The 18,214-nt window shown below is 41.2% G+C and carries 12 protein-coding genes; 10 read left to right on the top strand and 2 right to left on the bottom strand.

The window, feature by feature from the left end:
- The first annotated feature begins 99 nt into the window (after positions 1-99).
- Positions 100-2,451 carry an HAD-IC family P-type ATPase gene (locus AC6UD1_RS04685; RefSeq protein WP_500707413.1) on the top strand — a complete coding sequence of 784 codons (2,352 nt, stop codon included), beginning with the start codon at positions 100-102 and terminating at the stop codon, positions 2,449-2,451.
- A 227-nt stretch (positions 2,452-2,678) separates the two neighbouring features.
- Entirely contained in the window at positions 2,679-5,297 is a 2,619-nt protein-coding gene (gene adhE, locus AC6UD1_RS04690) for a bifunctional acetaldehyde-CoA/alcohol dehydrogenase (protein ID WP_500694096.1), read from the top strand.
- Between the two features lie 47 nt (positions 5,298-5,344).
- Here adhE and AC6UD1_RS04695 read toward each other — a convergent pair whose 3' ends face one another.
- The gene (locus tag AC6UD1_RS04695) at positions 5,345-6,235 is read right to left on the bottom strand and encodes a LysR family transcriptional regulator (RefSeq protein ID WP_500707414.1); all 891 of its coding nucleotides are present in this window, start codon (positions 6,233-6,235) and stop codon (positions 5,345-5,347) included.
- A 119-nt stretch (positions 6,236-6,354) separates the two neighbouring features.
- Between AC6UD1_RS04695 and AC6UD1_RS04700 the strand changes: the two genes are divergently transcribed.
- From AC6UD1_RS04700 to AC6UD1_RS04715, 4 genes are all read left to right on the top strand, one after another.
- Entirely contained in the window at positions 6,355-8,010 is a 1,656-nt protein-coding gene (locus AC6UD1_RS04700) for a malolactic enzyme (protein WP_500707415.1), read from the top strand.
- 16 nt (positions 8,011-8,026) lie between these two features.
- Positions 8,027-8,998 (top strand): AEC family transporter, encoded by a 972-nt coding sequence (locus AC6UD1_RS04705; RefSeq protein WP_500695836.1) that lies wholly within the window; start codon positions 8,027-8,029, stop codon positions 8,996-8,998.
- Positions 8,999-9,131: 133 nt separating this feature from the next.
- Positions 9,132-10,103, top strand: coding sequence for an AEC family transporter (locus AC6UD1_RS04710; RefSeq protein ID WP_500694092.1), 972 nt, complete (start codon positions 9,132-9,134; stop codon positions 10,101-10,103).
- Positions 10,104-10,182: 79 nt separating this feature from the next.
- On the top strand, positions 10,183-10,824 hold the full coding sequence (locus AC6UD1_RS04715; RefSeq protein WP_500695835.1) for an HD domain-containing protein: 642 nt from the start codon (positions 10,183-10,185) through the stop codon (positions 10,822-10,824).
- A 34-nt stretch (positions 10,825-10,858) separates the two neighbouring features.
- Here the strand turns inward: AC6UD1_RS04715 and AC6UD1_RS04720 are convergent, their stop codons facing one another.
- A complete protein-coding gene (locus AC6UD1_RS04720) occupies positions 10,859-11,359 on the bottom strand; it encodes an aminoacyl-tRNA deacylase (protein ID WP_500696981.1) in 501 nt (166 codons plus the stop codon).
- Positions 11,360-11,471: 112 nt separating this feature from the next.
- On the opposite strand from AC6UD1_RS04720, the gene AC6UD1_RS04725 reads away from it, so the two are divergent.
- The 4 genes from AC6UD1_RS04725 (at position 11,472) to AC6UD1_RS04740 (ending at position 18,214) form a co-directional block, all read left to right on the top strand.
- Complete coding sequence (locus AC6UD1_RS04725; protein ID WP_500694089.1) at positions 11,472-13,076, top strand: Nramp family divalent metal transporter; 1,605 nt, start codon at positions 11,472-11,474, stop codon at positions 13,074-13,076.
- Between the two features lie 113 nt (positions 13,077-13,189).
- Entirely contained in the window at positions 13,190-13,915 is a 726-nt protein-coding gene (locus AC6UD1_RS04730; RefSeq protein ID WP_500707416.1) for a GntR family transcriptional regulator, read from the top strand.
- 150 nt (positions 13,916-14,065) lie between these two features.
- Entirely contained in the window at positions 14,066-15,571 is a 1,506-nt protein-coding gene (gene gltX, locus AC6UD1_RS04735; protein WP_500707417.1) for a glutamate--tRNA ligase, read from the top strand.
- 234 nt (positions 15,572-15,805) lie between these two features.
- Positions 15,806-18,214: a phosphoketolase family protein gene (locus AC6UD1_RS04740; protein WP_500695833.1), complete on the top strand. Its 2,409-nt coding sequence runs from the start codon at positions 15,806-15,808 to the stop codon at positions 18,212-18,214.

An 18,214-nucleotide genomic window follows, 5' to 3' on the forward strand; every position in this document is an offset into this window, starting at 1 on the left:
TTAAAGCTTTGCGCTTTTCTTTCATTAGTGGTGCAAAATTTAATTCCTTCTTATACAATATTAATTAGAAATGAATTAATTACATAAGGAGGTGTAACTGTGGCAAGTGACCAGATCGATATTAATAACGTGAATCCGAGTGAGGGACTAACGAGTACGGAAGTTAAACAACAGGTGGCAGACGGTTATAAGAATACGGCGCCTAAACCACTAACGAAGTCTGTGAAACAGATCTTGGTGGAAAACATCTTTACGCTGTTTAACGTAATCAACGTAGTTCTTGGTGCGCTAGTATTCTATACCGGTAGCTATATCAACATGTTGTTCTTGGTGATTGCCATAGCGAACACTACCATCGGAATCTTTCAGGAGATTCGTTCTAAGCGCCAGGTTGACAAAATGGCGTTGTTGTCTCAGAGCAAGATCAAAGTTCGACGGAACGGAAAAATTGAACTTATTCAACCGGACCAGATTGTTTTAGGAGACATCGTTGAACTGGATCGTGGGGACCAGGTACCAGTTGACGGAGTCGTAAAACAAACCAAGGGGATTGAGGTTGATGAGTCTCAAATCACCGGTGAATCCAATCCAATTGAGAAAACCACCGGAGATGAACTGACGTCTGGCAGTTTTCTGGTTAGTGGAAAAGCCTTCATGCTTGCAACTAAAGTTGGCGATGAGACCTTTGTTAACACGATTACAAACCAGGCTAAGACCGACAAGAGTAAGAACAGTGTCTTAATCTCGCTGATTAAAAAAATCATCAAAATTCTGACTTTTATTATCATTCCACTTGGAGTAGCACTTTTTGTTTCCCGTTTGATGCACGGGGTGAGCGTTAATAATGCCATTCTGGGAACCGTGGCGGCCATGATTGGGATGATTCCTGAAGGATTGGTTCTTTTGACGTCAGTGACCCTCGCAATTTCTGCCTATCACCTGGCCAAAAAACGGGTCTTAGTCAGAGACCTTTCTTCCATTGAAACTCTGGCACGGGTGAACACGATCTGTCTGGATAAAACCGGGACGATTACCAGTGGCAAATTGAAATTTAAACAGATGGTGAAAGAAGCCCCTAATTACACTGATCAACAAATTGCTGAAATCATGGGCTCTTTGGTCCATGAAATTGATGACAACAATGAGACCGCTTCAGCGCTTAAAAATGAGTTCAAGCAACACCCAGACGCCGCTAGTATGATCGTGCCGTTCTCTTCAGCGAGAAAGTGGAGTGGGGCCGAGTTAGATGACAAGGGAAAATACGTCTTCGGAGCACCTCAGTTCATTTTGGATCTAACTGACAAGCAACAACAAGAAGTTAAGCATTACGCCGAACAGGGTTTTCGGGTCATTGCGCTCGCAAAAGTGGACCAATTAAACGAGGATAGTATCGCTGGTAGTGAACTGATTGCCTTAATCTTGATTACGGATGTCATTCGACCAAACGCTTCTGAAACCCTGCAGTTCTTCTATAACCAGGGGGTCGACTTAAAGGTCATTTCTGGCGATGATCCGGTCACCGTTTCAAGCATTGCCAAACGAGTTGGCATTCACAATGCCTACGATTACGTTGACATGACGACGATTGAAGACGACGCCGACTACCGTGATTTGGTCAAGCAGTACGTGGTGTTTGGACGGGTCAAACCCGACCAGAAACAACGGCTAATTAAGGCGCTACAAGAAAACGGTCGGACGGTTGCCATGACTGGTGATGGGGTCAACGACTTACTGGCCTTAAAGCAGTCAGACTGTGGAATCGCAATGGCATCAGGATCTGAAAGTGTCAAGAGTATTGCCGATTTTGTGATTATTGATTCCAACTTCGACGCCCTTATTAAAGTGTTAAACGAAGGTCGGAGGGTTATTAACAACATTGATAGCATCGCTTGCCTGTACCTGATTAAGACCATGTTCTCGGTCATGCTCAGCGTGCTCTTTCTGTTTTTTGCCAGAAACTATCCGTTTCAACCAATTCAACTCACTCCGATTAATGACTTAATGGTCGGAATCCCATCGTTTCTCTTGGCGCTTGAACCGAATTATCGAGCTTTAAAGGACCGCTTTGCTTCTAACATTTATGAAATTTCACTTCCAGCCGCACTAAGTGTCGTTTTCTACATTTTAGTGATTGGTGTGATTGGCGATATTTTTGGACTATTCACCTCAATTACTTCATCACTGAGTGTTTTGATTACTGGGGTCATCTGTTGGTTGGCTTTGACAATGGTTTGTCGACCATTTAACCGCTACAAACTAACCATCGTCGTTTTGAGTATCACACTCTTTTTGGCGGTGTTCATCTTTCTTGGTAAAATTTTCTCGTTGGTCACGATCTTTACGTGGTCAGTCGGAGGAATTGGATTATTATTAGCTCTTACAACTGATTTCACATTTGTTGGGGTGCAAAAGTGTGTCAGATTAGTTAGACATAAACTTTTTAACAAATAAGGATTTAGACAGATAGCGTCATGCGGGCGTTATTTGTCTTTTTAATTAACAGTTAGTGCATTATTTAACAATAGCATTCGTCAAATTAATTAATTATTTTTTAAGAGTTTAATAACCGTCAGAATAATAAGTGATAAAAATAACAATGAACCATTGCTTTTTGAAAAAGATGATGATATGATATTAGTTGTGAAGAAAATAACAAGAAAATATTGGAGGCTGGAAGTATGACAGATGCAAAGCAACAACCCAATGTTGAAGAGATCGATAAGAATATTGATGCCAAAGTTCAAAAAGCACGCATTGCCGTAGATGAGATGAGTAATTTCGACCAGGATAAGGTTGATAAGATTACCCACGCCATGGTACTTGCTGGGGTTAATGCCCACCAAAAATTAGCTAAGATGGCTTATGAAGAAACCGGACGTGGTGTTGAAGAAGACAAGGCCATTAAGAACTTGTTTGCCACCGAAGAAATTTGGCATGATATTCGTAATGATAAAACCGTTGGGATCATCTCAGAAGATTCTGAAAATGACCTGATTAAAGTTGCTGAACCACTCGGTGTTATTGCTGGAATCACTCCAGTTACTAACCCAACCTCAACTACTTTATTCAAGGCAATTATTTCAATGAAGACTAGAAACGCCATCATCTTTAGTTTGCACCCACAAGCCCTTCAATCGTCAATTGAAGCTGCTCGAATCGTGCGTGATGCTGCGGTTAAAGCTGGTGCACCTAAGGACGCCATTCAATGGATTGAAAAGCCTAGTCGAGAAGCTACGAACGCTTTGATTCAGAACCCTGGCGTTGACATTACCCTTGCAACTGGTGGTCCTGGATTAGTTAAGGCCGCATACTCCGCTGGGAAACCAGCTTTAGGAGTTGGTCCTGGTAATGGTCCCGTTTACGTTGAAAAGACCGCCAACATCCCACGTGCCGTTAACGATATCGTTTTATCAAAGACCTTTGATAACGGGATGATCTGTGCCACTGAAAATAGTGCGGTAATCGATGCCGATATCTATAAAGATGTAAAAGAACAACTCGAATTAAACCGGGTTTACTTTGTTCCAGAAAAAGAAAAACAAAAATTAACTGACGCCATGTTTGACAGCAAGCGTCTTAGTGTTAAGGGTCCAATTGCTGGTGCCACTGCGCAACAAATTGCTGACATGGCTAAGATCAAAATCCCAGAAGACACTCAAGTGCTTGCCGTTGAGATGACCGGAATTGGTCCTAAGTACCCAATGTCAGGGGAAAAATTATCACCAGTTCTTTCGGTCTACAAGTCAAAAGACCACAAGGATGCTTTCAGAATTTGTGCTGAGCTTCTAAACTACGGTGGATTAGGCCATACCGCAGCAATTCAAACCTCAGATGATCAATTGGCCGTTGACTTTGGGGTAGCCGTTAAGGCTTCGAGAGTGATCGTTAACTCACCATCTGGTCTTGCTGGAGTTGGTAACTTGTACAACAACATGACCCCATCACTTACGCTTGGAACTGGATCATGGGGTAAAAACTCAATCTCCCATAACGTTACTGATTATGACTTGTTGAACATTAAAACTATCGCAAAGAGAAGAAATAATATGCAATGGATTAAACTACCTCGAATCTACTTCGAAAAGAACTCAGTTCGCTACCTCCACGACATGCCTGGTATTAAGAAGGCCTTTATTGTTACTAGTCCTTCTATGGTTAAATATCACTACGTTGACAAAGTCTTAGATGAATTGAACCGAAGAGAAGATGACGTTCAGTACTACATCTTCGATGATATTCATGGTGAACCAACAACTGACATGGTGAATGCTGGGGTTACCCAAATGAACGCCTTTAAGCCTGACACCATCATCGCCCTTGGTGGAGGATCACCACTTGATGCCGCTAAGATGATGTGGTTAATTTACGAAAACCCTGAGACTGACTTCTTCGGTGCAAAACAGAAGTTCTTGGATATCAGAAAACGTGCTTACAGATACAACAAACCAGAAAAATCACAAATGGTTGCCATTCCAAGTACTTCTGGAACTGGTTCAGAAGTAACGCCATTCTCAGTTATTACTGATTCAAAGCTTCACGTTAAGTATCCATTAGCTGACTACGCTTTGACACCTGACGTTGCCATTGTTGATCCACAGTTTGTTAAGACGGTACCAAAGGGCACCATTGCTGCCTCAGGACTTGATGCCTTAACTCACGCGATTGAGTCATACGTCTCAACCATGGCTTCAGATTACACTCGTCCGATGTCACTTCAGGCCATCAAGATGATTTTTGATAACTTGACTGACTCGTACAACGGTAACATGGAAGCTCGAGACAAGATGCATACCGCCTCAACGATCGCCGGAATGGCATTTGCGAACGCTTTCCTTGGAATTACCCACTCAATTGCTCATAAGATTGGTGGACAATTCGGGATCACCCACGGGCTTGCCATTGCCATTACTTTGCCACACGTTATCAGATATAACTTCAAGAAACCAAAGAAGATTGCCACATGGCCTAAGTACGAATCATTTAGAGCCGACGACGATTACGCTAACATCGCTCGCTACCTTGGTCTTCCTGGAAACTCCAATGAAGAATTGAAGGAAGCCTTGGTTCACCGCTTCATCGAATTAGCTCACTCGGTTGGAGTTGAACTTGATCTGAAGTCACAGGGTGTAAGCAAACAAGAGTTAGAAGCAGCTGCCGATCATCTTGCCGAACTGGCATATGCTGATCAATGTACAACTGCTAACCCGAAAGAACCACTGATCGCAGATCTCAAGAAGATGATTCTTGACGAATACGAAGGTGTTGGGGTTGAAACGCAAACTGATAAAGAAGTTTAGTTTCTAAGTTATTAAGAACTAAAAAGTAGGAATTCCAAACGGAATTCCTACTTTTTTTGTGCAATTGATTTGGTTAAAACGTTGATTAATTCTTGCTCTTCGGGTGAAAGAACGTGACTTTTACGAAAGGCCACCGAAACATAAAACGGGGGTAAATCTTCATCGTCAATTGGGATGGGGACAAGGTTGTCGGAAGGTTTAATGGCCTTACTAACCAAAAAGGTGATCCCCACGTCTTCAGAGACTAATTGTTTGGCTAGCTCAATGTCAGACGTACGATACTTAATTTTGGGGTGAATGGCGTGAAGCTTAGACAGATCCGAAAAAACCTGAGTGTGAACGAAGTCACTGGAGAGGCCCACAAACTCTTCGTTTTTGAGGTCAGCAAATTTAACGGAGTGAGCGTCTGCCAGTGGTGACTGTCGATTCACGACCAGCATGAAGTGGTCTTTGGTTAAAACCGTCGCGTCGATCTCACTACTTTCAAGCGGTTTGGATGATCCTAAAAGTGCTAAGTCGATTCGACCGTCTTTTAATTCCCCTAAAAGCTTTTTGGAACCACTCTCTGAGTTATCAAGATCATTTAGGATCCCAAGTGAAAATAGTTTAGACGCCAGCTTGGGAAAATAATAGTTGCCAATGATTGGTGGAAGACCAAAGCGAATGACATGGTCACTGATGCTGCCCATTTCGTTGTTAATTTTGTCTACTTCCTTCATAATTACCTGGACGTGTTTTTCAAGGTCGGCGCCGGCCTTAGTGAGTTTAATTTGGTGGTGGGCCTGATTTCGATTAATTAATTCGACGTTGAAGTTATCCTCTAAACGCTTAATGGCCATGGTAATCGTGGGCTGTTTAACGTGATAATACTTAGAAACGTCGGTGTAATTTTTAAGCTCGGTTAACTTGTTGAAGTACATTAAATCTTTTAGCTTCATGATGACCTCATATAAATTAAATTTATGAATAAATTGTGTTTGACTATCTTTTTGATAGTGAATTAGTATTTAAAAGAATCAATTACAGACTATTTTACTACAAAAAGGAGTCTTAAAATATGGCTAAAGGTGAAGAAATATTGAACAATCCCTTTATCAATAAAGGGACTGCATTTACTGATGATGAACGAAAGACATTAGGACTGGTGGGGATGCTTCCACCGAACGTTCAAACTTTGGGCGAACAGGTTGAAAACGTTTATGACGAATACCAACACAAGGGTAGTGACCTTGAAAAACGCATCTACTTGATGAGTATTTTCAACGAAAATCGGGTTCTATTCTATGCTACCTTCGCTAAACATGTCACTGAATTCATGCCAGTCGTTTACGATCCAACGATTGCTGACTCAATTGAAAATTACTCCAGACTGTACGTTAACCCACAAAACGCGGCGTTTTTATCAATCAATCACGATGACCCTGAAACGATCCGTGAAAGTTTGAAGAACACTGCTTCCGGACGCAATATCAAGTTGATCGTTGTAACCGATGGCGAAGGAATCCTTGGAATTGGTGACTGGGGAACTCAAGGAATTGACATCCCAGTTGGTAAATTAATGGTTTACAGTGCCGCTGCTGGCATTGACCCATCTGAAGTCCTACCAGTGGTCTTAGACGTTGGAACTACTAACAAGAGTTTACTCGACAATCCACTCTACCTTGGTAATCATCAGGACCGCGACTACGGTCAAAAGTACTACGACTTCGTTGACAAGTTTGTAAAAGAAGCAGAAGACTTATTTCCTAATTTATACTTGCACTTTGAAGACTTTGGGCGTGCCAACGCTTCAAACATCCTTGATAAGTACAAGGATGACTACTTGGTCTTTAACGATGACATCCAGGGAACTGGAATTATCGTCCTTGCTGGTGTCTTAGGTGGCCTTAAGATTTCTGGTGAAAAGATGACCGATCAGAAGTACCTGTGCTTTGGTGCCGGAACTGCCGGCGTCGGAATTGCCGAACGGGTTTGTGAAGAGATGGTGCAAGCTGGCTTATCCGAGGAAGAAGCTAAGAAGCATTTCTACATGGTTGATAAGCAAGGCCTCTTGTTTGACGACATGTCCGACCTAACTCCTGGACAAAAAGAGTTTGCGAGAAGTCGTTCTGAATTCTCTGACTCAGAAAACCTGACCGACTTACTCTCAATTGTGAAGGCTGTTCATCCATCAATCATGGTTGGAACTTCTACTCAACACGGCGCCTTCACTGAAGACGTTATTAAGGAAATGGCCGCTCATACTGACCGTCCAATCATCATGCCAATCTCAAACCCAACTAAGTTGGCTGAAGCAACTGCTTCCGATTTGATCAAATGGACTGATGGTCGTGCCTTAGTCGCTACCGGTGTTCCAAGTGCACCCGTTGAATACAACGGAGTTAAGTATGAGATTGGACAGGCTAACAACGCCTTAGTCTACCCAGGAATTGGGTTAGGTGCCATTGCTGCCACCGCCACTAAACTTAACGACGACATGATTAGTGCTGCTGCTCATTCCCTTGGTGGAATTGTGGATTCAACGGTTCCTGGGGCTGCCATTTTGCCACCAGTTGACCAGTTAACCGAATTCTCTGAGACCGTTGCGATTGCTGTTGCTCAAAGCGCAGTTGATCAAGGGATTACGCGCGAAAAGATTACGGACGTTAAGTCGGCCGTTGATGATGAAAAATGGTATCCCGAATACCCAGATTTAACTAATTTAAACAAATAATTGGAGGAATGTTACATTGGCAGCGTTTATTACTTCACTAGAAAGTGTTGCTGAGATTGTCATTGTCATTGCACTTGGATATTTCTTGAGAAAGTCGGGAAAATTCGCCGACAGTTTCAAGGGAAACATCTCATTCTTAATCATGAATGTGGCTTTGCCTATTTCAATCTTCGTATCAGTATTAGATAATTTGACCCGTGGAAAGTTAGTCGGGCTAGCTGGCGGACTGTTATACACCGTAATTAGTTTTGCGTTAGGTTACGTTGTCGCCATTGCCCTAGTCTACATCCTAAAAATTAGAAAGGGTCGTAGGGGAACTTTCATTAACATGGCAGTGAACGCCAACACCATCTTTATTGGGCTACCTTTGAACTTGGCACTGTTTGGAACTTCTGGGATGACTTACTTCCTGATTTACTATGTAATGAACACCATCTCAACTTGGGCCATCGGAATCTTCTTCATCTCAGGAGACGATCCCACCAAGAAGAAGGGTGAAAGCAAGGGGAACTTTAACTGGAAGAAGTTGCTTCCAGCTCCACTGATTGGTTTCTTGGTTGCGTTAGTTTGGATTCTGATTGTTAACGTTAAGCTGCCAATGTGGATCGACAAGACCTGTAACATGATTGGTGGTCTTGTAACACCATTATCCTTAATCTACATTGGGATTATTTTGGCCGATGCCGGTCTTTCATCAATTCACTTTGATAAAGATTCCATTGCCGCACTACTTGCTCGTTTCGTGATTGCTCCGGCAATTATGATCGGAACCTTACTGGTCTTCATGCACACCGGCGCTGGGATTCCAAACATCGAATTTGGCACCTTAGTAATTCAATCTGCCACCCCTGGTTTGGCTGTGCTTCCAATTCTGGTTAGTCAGTCCCATGGTGACGTTGATTACGCTACTAACTTGGTCGTAACCAGCACGATTCTGTTCGTGATCGTGGTTCCAATCTTGATGGCCATTATCAACTTTATCGTATAGATAAGTAATTAATAAAGAAGTCAGACGTTCAATCTGGCTTCTTTTTGTTTGCACAGGTCACTAACACGGTTTGAAAGTGGTAACGTAGAAGTATGCACAATTTCATTTATTAATTAATTGGAGGGATTAAACAGTGACCGCATTTATTGCCTCACTAGAGAGTGTCGCTGAGATTGTTATTATTATTGCTTTAGGGTATTTTCTTCGTCGTTCCAACAAAATGACGGATGGTTTTAAGGGAAATGTTTCGTTCTTAATTATGAACATTGCCTTACCAGTTTCGATTTTTATTTCCGTTTTGGATAATTTGAATCGGGGAAAATTAGTTGGACTAGTTGGCGGACTACTATACACGTTGATTAGTTTTACCCTGGGTTATGTAATCGCAATCGCATTGGTTTTTGTTTTAAGGATCAGAAGGGGTCGAAGAGGGGCCTTTATCAACATGTCGGTCAACGCCAACACGATTTTTATGGGATTACCCTTAAACATTGCGTTGTTTGGAAACGCCGGGATGACGTATTTCTTGGTCTACTATGTGATGAACACCGTCTCAACCTGGGCGATCGGAATCTTCTTCATTTCAGGAGATGACCCAACGAAACAAAGGGGAAAAAAGAAAAAGAAGGTTACCCTCAAACAGATTTTACCGCCGCCACTGGTTGGATTTATCTTAGGTTTGGCGTGGATTTTGATCGTGAACGTCAAATTGCCAGCTTGGATTGATAAGACCTGCAACATGATTGGTGGATTAGTGACACCGTTGGCATTGATCTACATTGGAATCATTTTAGCCGATGCCGGCTTATCTTCAATTCATTTTGATAAGGATACCATTGCCGGACTGGTAGGAAGATTTGTGATTGCGCCAGCAATCATGATTGGAACCCTCTTAGCGTTTATGCATTTTGGCGTGAACATGGCCTTTCCAGAGTTTGGGACGTTGGTAATTCAGTCGGCAACGCCCGAACTAGCGGTTTTGCCGATTTTAGTTAGTCAATCCCATGGGGACGTGGACTATGCCACTAATTTAGTGGTAACCAGCACCGTGCTGTTCGTTATCGTGGTTCCGATCCTGATGGAAATTATTAATTTTATTATGTAAGTAAAAGAAGCTATTGGATGGCTTCTTTTTTAGTTATATATTTATAATGTGGGAAATTATTTTAGTAGGAGTGAGAGACATGAACGATAAAATTGCAAAGGTAAAAGAGTACGCCAAAGAGAACATGAGTAAGGATAAGAGTGGACACGGATTTGACCACATCCAACGGGTCGCAAACATGGTCTTACAATTGATGGGGACCGAACCAGCTAACGGTGAGATTGCCCTTTCAGCTGCTTACTTACACGACGTTTTTGACGATAAATTGGTGGATGATCCGGACGCTAAAAGAGAGGAAGTCAAAGAGCGGTTAGCAAAATTTGGCTTTAGTCCTGATGAGATTTTGCAGGTGATGGACATTATCAACCACATGTCTTTTAGTGACAACATTGAACACAAACAACCGTTATCAAAAGAGGGTCAAATCGTTCAAGATGCTGATCGATTAGATGCTCTGGGTGCGATTGGAATTGCGCGGGCCTTTCAGTATGGTGGGGCACATCATCGGACCATTTATGATCCGACAATTAAGCCGCGGACTTTAACTACTAAAGCAGATTATCGCAACGCAACTGACGATACCACCATTAATCATTTTTACGAAAAGTTGTTTAAGATTGCTTCCGATTTAAATACCGATGCTGCTAAACAAATTGGAAAGAAGAGAACCCAGTACATGCGTGAATTTGTTGCTGAATTCAAAAACGAGTGGGATGGATAAAAAAACGCCGATCCGAACGATCGACGTTTTTAGTTTATTCGGTAATATCAGCAAAGGTTCCGTTGACTAATTGTTTGACGTCTTCAGCATTTACTTTAACAGAACGACCAATCTGACCGGATGACACAATGATGTCACCCTGTTTTTGGGCTTCTTCATCGATGTAGATGGGATAACCCTTTTGTTCATAAATTCCGATGGGGGTATTTGCACCGTGCTCATATCCGGTCGTATTAACTAAGTCTTTTAGGGGAACCATGCCCACTTTTTTGTTGCCAGAAGCTTTGGCTAACTTTTTGTAACTTAAGCGTTCATCTAAAGGAACCACTCCAATGACGGGACCAGTTGTTTTTCCAGTCAGCGCTAACGTTTTGTAGATTAAATGTTGATCAACGTCAGCTTCGTTAGTGGTGATTTGTTGAACGTCTCCCTCTTGATGGGTGGCAAAAATCATCTGTTGAAAAGGAATATTGTGTTTTTCAAGGATTTGTTCGACTAAGGTTTTGTGGACTTGATTCTTTTTTTTCTTTGACAAATGGCTCACCTCTCGGAGGTATTTTATCATATTAATAAAATATAAGTAAAAATTTCATTTACTTTTAATTCTTATTTATGTAGAATCAACGTGGAAGGAGATGCAAAGGAAAATGAGTGAGAAAGATGAAAAAAAAGCACCAAAGAAAAAGCATGCCCTAATTGAGTATGCGAATGGTAAATCCCTCCAAGAAATTAACGGAAGCGTTGATGTCCCTGAAGGATTAGGATTTTGGAAAACATTATTCATGTATTCAGGACCAGGAGCGTTAGTTGCGGTGGGGTACATGGATCCCGGAAATTGGTCAACTTCAATTACCGGTGGTCAGAACTTTGGATACTTGCTGATGTCAATTATCTTGATTTCAAGTTTGATCGCGATGTTACTTCAATACATGGCGGCTAAACTTGGTATCGTGACACAAATGGATTTAGCGCAGGCGATTCGTGCAAGAAGTAGTAAGACATTAGGGGTTATCCTTTGGATAACAACTGAGTTAGCAATTATGGCGACCGATATCGCGGAAGTTATCGGGGCAGCGATTGCGTTGTACTTGCTATTCCATATTCCATTGTTGATTGCCGTTTTAATTACGGTTCTTGATGTTTTGGTACTGTTACTACTTACAAGTATTGGATTTAGAAAGATTGAAGCCATTGTTGTTTGTTTGATTTGTGTCATCTTCTTGGTATTTGCCTATGAAGTAACTCTTTCAAACCCACAGTGGTCAAAGGTTTTCTTAAACTTAGTTCCAAACATCAAAACCGTTCAAACCCATCCATTTGTAGGTGGTCAAACTCCGTTAAGTGGTGCCTTAGGTATCATCGGAGCCACCGTTATGCCGCATAATCTATACTTACATTCTGCCATTTCGCAAACCCGTAAGACTGATAATAACGACGAGGATTCAGTGGCACGCTCAGTTAAATTTTCAGCTTGGGATTCCAACATCCAATTAACAATGGCGTTCTTTGTTAACGCATTGTTATTGATTATGGGGGTTGCGGTCTTCAAGTCTGGTGCCGTTAAAGACCCATCATTCTTTGGTTTGTTTGCTGCCTTAAAGAATCCTGATTTTATGACCAACCCATTACTAGCAAGTGTTGCTAAAACCGGAGTTCTTTCAATCCTGTTTGCCGTGGCTTTGCTTGCTTCTGGTCAAAACTCCACTATCACTGGTACTTTGACTGGTCAGGTTGTTATGGAAGGTTTCATCCATATGAGAATGCCTTTGTGGGCTCGTCGTTTGGTAACCCGTGTCATTTCAATCATCCCAGTTGTTATTTGTGTACTTTTGAGTAGTGGAAAACCAGCCATTGAAGAGCATGAAGCGCTTAATACTCTGATGAACAACTCACAGGTCTTCTTGGCGTTTGCTTTACCATTCTCCATGTTGCCGCTTCTGATCTTTACCGATAGTAAATTTGAAATGCGTGGAAAACGGTTCGTTAATGCCCTTTGGGTTAAAATTGCTGGTTGGGTATCTGTGATTGCTTTGACTTTCTTGAATCTGTATGGTTTGCCAAGTCAGATTGTCAGCTTCTTTGGTGATAATCCAACTCCAGCTCAAACCGATATGGGGAACTGGATTGCCTACATCTTGATTGTTTTAGTTCTGGCCCTCTTGACTTGGGTCGTTTGGGACTTGTACAAGAGTAATAAACGATTCATGGAGGAACATAAGAACGCGAAAAAAGAAGTCGATCAGTACGAATAATTAATTAGAAAAATAGAACTTCGATTTGATCGGAGCTCTATTTTTTTAGCCAAAATTTATTATTTTTAATATGTTAAAATAATGGGTAAGAAACGTCTAATAAGGAGTATTGAATGGCTGATCTAGTTTATAAACGGGTAATGGATGATTTAAAAAAGAAGATTGATTCCAACTATTTCAATAATAATCGTTTACCGGATGAACGGACTTTAAGTTCAAAGTATCACGTCAGTCGGAGCTCGGTTAAGCAAGCTTTAGGTATCCTAGCGGAACAGGGAATTATTTTCAAGAAACGTGGCTCTGGGACCTTTATTAATCCACTTTATTTGAAGAATAAATCTATTTTTAGTTACGAGGGATCTAACCTTGGAATTACCAATAATCTGAAGGTTGAGGGGTACGATCCAAAGATTGATTTACTGGAATTTAAAGTTGTTGCCCCCACCCCTGAGATTTTAGAAGATCTGTTTCTAAATCATGGTGATGAAGTGTATGAGATTAAACGGCTCCGCTCGGTTGATTCGACACCTATTATTATCGAGTCTGGTTATATTCCGGTTAAAGTGGCGCCCAAGATGAGTAAGCGAGTGGTTAAGGGTTCGATTTTTAACTACTTAGAGGAAAAGCTAAACAAGACGGGAACCAAATCCTACATGTCGATTGAAGCCCAACCGTCCACGATTGATGATCAAAGACTATTGAACTTAAAACCTGATGAACCAGTCGTGGTCATGGGTGGGATTTTCTTTTTAGACGATGGAACCCCGTTTGAAATTTCCAACATGCGCATTCATTATAAGTACTTTAATTACAACACGTTTGTTGATTTGAATAACTAGAATCGACTTTTACTCAATTTTTTGAGTTAGTTTAAAAGTGATATAATGGAATTGTTGTAAGCACGTACATTGGTTCGGAATTAACGTAATGTAAGAATGTACGAAGAGATTTAAAAGAGTGCCAATGCTGGCAAAAAAGGAAGTATTAAGATGGCGAAAAAGAACGTTAGAGTTAGATATGCACCAAGCCCAACTGGTTTTTTACACATCGGAAATGCACAGTCTGCTTTATTTAATTATCTGTTTGCAAAACATTTCGGCGGAACGATGGTTCTTCGAATCGAAGATACTGATTTAAAGCGTAACGTTGACAGTGGTGAAAAAAGCCAGATGGACAACTTACGCTGGTTAGGGATTGACTGGGATGAAGGCCCTGATAAGCCTAATCCGAAGTATGCTCCCTATCATCAAACGGAGCGAAGAGCTTTGTATGATAAATACATCAGTGAATTAATGGACAAGGGTCTGGCATACAAGGACTTTGCCACTGAAGACGAACTAAAAGAGATGCGGGAAAAGCAACGGGCAAATAAAGAGGCTCCACATTACGATGGACGTTGGTATGGTGCTTCTGAAGCTGATATTCAAGCCGCTGAAGATAAGGGATTACCTTACACAATTCGTTTACATTTACCAAAGGATCATACCTACGAATGGGACGACATTGTGAGAGGTAAGGTTGAATTTAATTCTGACAATTTAGGTGGCGATTTTATCATTCAAAAGAGTGATGGATTACCAACCTATAACTTTGCTGTGGTGGTCGATGACCATTTAATGGACATTACTGATGTTTTAAGGGGGGACGATCACATCGCTAACACCCCTAAGCAAATGGCCGTTTATGATGCATTAGGATGGCAGCACCCTAACTTTGGTCACATCTCATTGATTTATAATCCGAAGACCGGTAAGAAGTTAAGTAAACGTGACAAGGATACTTTGCAGTTCATCAGTGAATACAAGCGTGAAGGATACTTACGTGAAGCAATCTTTAACTTCATTGCCTTTCTTGGGTGGTCACCGGTTGGTGAAAAGGAAATCTTTTCAAAGGACGAATTGATTAAGGCGTATGATCCAAAGCGAATGTCAAAATCGCCAGCTTTCTTTGACCAACACAAATTAGACTGGATTAACTCGCAATACGTAAAGAGCATGCCATCAAGTGAACTTGCCGATCGAGTGGTCGAACTCGTTGACGAAGGGCAGACTGACATTGCCAAGAAAATTCAAGAAGATGACATTCCCAACCTGCACGATTACGCTGAACAGGTGATTGATATTTACAAACACAGTGTGTTTAAGTTGACTGAAATCATGGAATACATGGATTTCTATTACAATATTTTGGGTCAAAACATTGATTACTCAAAACTTAGCGACTTTTCACACGATGATTTGGAAAAGTTATTCAATGCTTTAGAAGACAAGATTCATGAGGCCAGTGAAAATGGTCAAAATAAGGGACTTGATTATGGTCCAATTGTTAGTGAGGTTGGCAAAGAAACGGGGATGAAGGGTAAACAGCTTTATTTCCCACTAAACGTCATCTTTACTGGTGACACATCTGCTCCCCAAGTTGCGCAGATTATGGGGCTATTTTCACCGTCAGTTATCAGTGCATTAATTAATAAAGCACTTCGTGGAATTGAATAAAATATTTTAAGTCTCCAATTGAAAAATTGGAGACTTTTTAGTGCTTAAAATTGCTTGAAATTAGGGTTTTTAAGGGCTTAAAATTGGTTCGTATCAATTGTCGAAATGGTTGACATTTCACCAAAAGTCTTTATCATAGTTGTTGTAGGTAAGCCAATAAGTTTGGCGCTTTCAAAAACAGATTAGATCCAGCTCGAAAACGAGCTGCCGATTATTTAAAAGGAGTGTTATAGCATGGCAGTAGATTATGATTCCAAATCATATTTTGAAAAAATGCAACAATACTGGAATACTGCAAATTACTTGTCAGTAGGTCAGCTATTTTTACGTGCTAATCCTTTGCTTAAGAAGCCTTTGACTTCTGAAGATGTAAAGGTTAAGCCAATTGGACATTGGGGAACAATTGCCTCACAAAACTTTGTTTATACCCATTTGAACCGTGTCATCAACAAATATGACCTTAATATGTTCTATATTGAAGGTTCAGGTCACGGTGGCCAAGTTATGGTTTCAAATTCTTACATGGATGGAAGCTACTCAGAAATCTATCCTAAGATTTCTCAAGATGAAGCCGGAATGGCTCGCCTGTTCAAGCAATTTTCATTCCCTGGTGGAATTGCATCACATGCTGCACCTGAAACTCCAGGTTCAATTCATGAAGGTGGAGAATTAGGTTATTCACTTTCACATGGTGTTGGTGCAATCTTTGATAATCCTGACGTTATCGCTGCCGTTGAAATCGGTGACGGTGAATCAGAAACTGGTCCTTTGGCTGGTTCATGGATGTCAAGTAAGTTCATCAACCCTGTTACTGATGGTGCTGTTTTACCAATCATTAACTTAAACGGATACAAAATTGCTAACCCAACTGTCTTAGCTCGTATGACTGACGAAGACATTACTAAGTACTTTGAAGGTATGGGCTGGAAGCCTCGTTTCGTTGAAACCAACATGCCTTATGGTACCGACCAAATGGAAACTCACGAAAAGCTTGCTAAAGTTATGGATGCTTCAATTGAAGAAATTAAAGCCATTCAAAAGAACGCTCGTGAGAACCAAACTGCAGAAACTGCTACAGAACCAAAATGGCCAATGATCATCTTCCGTTCACCTAAGGGATGGACTGGTCCTAAGAAGAACGCTGAAGGTCTTCCAATTGAAGGATCATTTAGAGCTCACCAAGTTCCAATTCCACTATCAGCAGATGACATGGGTACTGCTGATGAATTCGTAGAATGGATGAAGAGTTACAAACCTGAAGAATCATTTGATGAAAATGGTACTTTAAAGCCATACCTTAGAGAATTAGCTCCTAAGGGTGACAAACGGATGTCAACGAACCCAATCACTAATGGTGGTATCGACCCTAAGCCATTAGACTTACCTGACTACCGTGATTACGCTCTTGATATCAAGACTCCAGGTGCTACTGAAAACGAAGACATGGTTGTTTGGTCCGAATGGCTACGTGACGTTACTAAGAGAAATCCTAATAACTTCCGTGGATTCGGCCCTGATGAAACATGGTCTAACAGATTATGGCACTTATTCGATGTTACTCGTCGTCAATGGTTGCCAAATATCAACCCACCATATGATGAGTACATGGCTCACTATGGTCGTTTGATTGATTCACAACTATCAGAACACCAAGACGAAGGTTGGCTTGAAGGATACACCCTTACTGGTCGTCATGGATTCTTCGCAACTTACGAAGCCTTCGGTCGAGTTGTAGATTCAATGCTTACTCAATACTTCAAGTGGTTGAGAAAAGCTTCTGAACTCGAATGGAGAAACAAGTATCCTGCATTGAACTTCATCGATTCATCAACTGTATTCCAACAAGATCACAATGGTTACACTCACCAAGATCCAGGTATGATTACCCACTTGTCTGAAAAGAAACCTGAGTTTATCCGTGAATACTTCCCAGCTGATGCAAACACATTATTGGCTGTAGGTAACGAAGCATTTGATAGTTACGAAAGAATTAACTTGATTACTACTTCAAAGCACCCACGTCCACAATGGTTTAACATTGACGAAGCTTCAAACCTTGTTAAGAACGGTCTTGGCTACATTGACTGGGCTTCAACTGACAATGGTGAAGAACCTGACGTTGTTATGGCATCTGCTGGTGTTGAATCAACTCTTGAAACCCTTGCTGCAATTTCAATCTTGCACAAGCGTTTCCCTGAAATGAAGATTAGATACATCAACGTTGTTGATTTGCTTAAGTTACGTAACCCAGAACTAGACCCTCGTGGTATTAGTGACAAGGAATTCGATCAACTCTTTACTAAAGACAAACCGGTTGTATTCGCATTCCACGGTTTCGAAGATATTATCAGAACCATCTTCTTTGATCGTCACAATAAGAACGTTCACGTTCATGGATACCGTGAAAATGGTGACATTACTACACCATTTGACATGCGTGTCTTGAACCAATTAGACCGATTCAATTTGTCTAAGGAAGTTGTTTCTGATATTCCAGAATACGCCCTTAAGGGTACTGGATTTATCCAAGAAATGAACAACATGCTCGACAAGCACGACCACTACATTAGAGAGTACGGTACTGACTTGCCAGAAGTTGAAAACTGGAAATGGGAACCACTTAAAAAACCAGCTAAGAAATAA

Source organism: Fructilactobacillus sp. X8R1C1 (assembly GCF_059900945.1).

Coding starts and splice junctions, on each gene's coding strand:
- adhE (WP_500694096.1), top strand. CDS start 2,679: ATGACAGATGCAAAGCAACAACCCAATGTTGAAGAGATCGATAAGAAT.
- AC6UD1_RS04695 (WP_500707414.1), bottom strand. CDS start 6,235: ATGAAGCTAAAAGATTTAATGTACTTCAACAAGTTAACCGAGCTTAAA.
- AC6UD1_RS04700 (WP_500707415.1), top strand. CDS start 6,355: ATGGCTAAAGGTGAAGAAATATTGAACAATCCCTTTATCAATAAAGGG.
- AC6UD1_RS04715 (WP_500695835.1), top strand. CDS start 10,183: ATGAACGATAAAATTGCAAAGGTAAAAGAGTACGCCAAAGAGAACATG.
- AC6UD1_RS04725 (WP_500694089.1), top strand. CDS start 11,472: ATGAGTGAGAAAGATGAAAAAAAAGCACCAAAGAAAAAGCATGCCCTA.
- AC6UD1_RS04730 (WP_500707416.1), top strand. CDS start 13,190: ATGGCTGATCTAGTTTATAAACGGGTAATGGATGATTTAAAAAAGAAG.
- gltX (WP_500707417.1), top strand. CDS start 14,066: ATGGCGAAAAAGAACGTTAGAGTTAGATATGCACCAAGCCCAACTGGT.
- AC6UD1_RS04740 (WP_500695833.1), top strand. CDS start 15,806: ATGGCAGTAGATTATGATTCCAAATCATATTTTGAAAAAATGCAACAA.